The organism is Achromobacter sp. ACRQX, assembly GCF_022346505.1.
Classification (GTDB): Bacteria; Pseudomonadota; Gammaproteobacteria; order Burkholderiales; family Burkholderiaceae_B; genus Achromobacter; species Achromobacter animicus.
The window spans coordinates 1-921 of sequence record NZ_JAKRML010000068.1 but is presented as its reverse complement, the minus strand read 5'-3'; the positions used below and the strand labels follow the sequence as shown (position 1 = coordinate 921).

General features: G+C 62.4%; 1 protein-coding gene. It reads right to left on the bottom strand.

The window, feature by feature from the left end; translation table 11 throughout:
- Positions 1-18: 18 nt before the first annotated feature.
- On the bottom strand, positions 19-921 hold a 903-nt coding region (gene tuf / locus MHZ91_RS28180), incomplete at its 5' end, for an elongation factor Tu (RefSeq protein ID WP_239216589.1).

The following is a 921-nucleotide window of genomic DNA, read 5'->3' as shown; positions in this document are numbered from 1 at the left end:
TTACTTAATAGATCCGAATTACTTCAGGATCTTGGCGACGACGCCGGCGCCGACGGTACGACCGCCTTCACGGATGGCGAAACGCAGACCTTCTTCCATGGCGATCGGGGCCAGCAGCTTGACGGTCATCGTCACGTTGTCGCCCGGCAGAACCATTTCCTTGTCGGCCGGCAGGTCGATCGTGCCGGTCACGTCCGTCGTGCGGAAGTAGAACTGGGGACGATAGCCGTTGAAGAACGGGGTGTGGCGGCCGCCTTCTTCCTTGGACAGGATGTACACCTCGGACGTGAAGTCCGTGTGCGGGGTGATCGAGCCCGGCTTGGCCAGAACTTGGCCGCGCTGGACGTCTTCACGCTTGGTGCCGCGCAGCAGGATGCCCACGTTGTCGCCGGCTTGACCTTGGTCCAGCAGCTTGCGGAACATTTCCACGCCCGTGCAGGTCGTCTTGACCGTCGGAACGATACCGACGATTTCGATTTCTTCGCCGACCTTGATGATGCCGCGTTCGATACGGCCGGTCACCACGGTGCCGCGACCCGAGATCGAGAACACGTCTTCAACGGGCATCAGGAACGCGCCGTCGATGGCACGCTCAGGCGTCGGGATGTACGAATCCAGCGCAGCGGCCAGCGACAGGATGGCCTGTTCGCCCAGTTCGCCCTTGTCGCCTTCCAGCGCCAGCTTGGCCGAACCCTTGACGATCGGGGTGTCGTCGCCCGGGAAGTCGTACTTGGACAGCAGTTCGCGAACTTCCATTTCCACCAGCTCGAGCAGCTCGGCGTCGTCAACCATGTCAGCCTTGTTCAGGAAGACGATGATGTACGGCACGCCAACCTGGCGGCTCAGCAGGATGTGCTCACGCGTTTGCGGCATGGGGCCGTCAGCGGCCGACACGACCAGGATCGCGCCGTCCATCTGGGC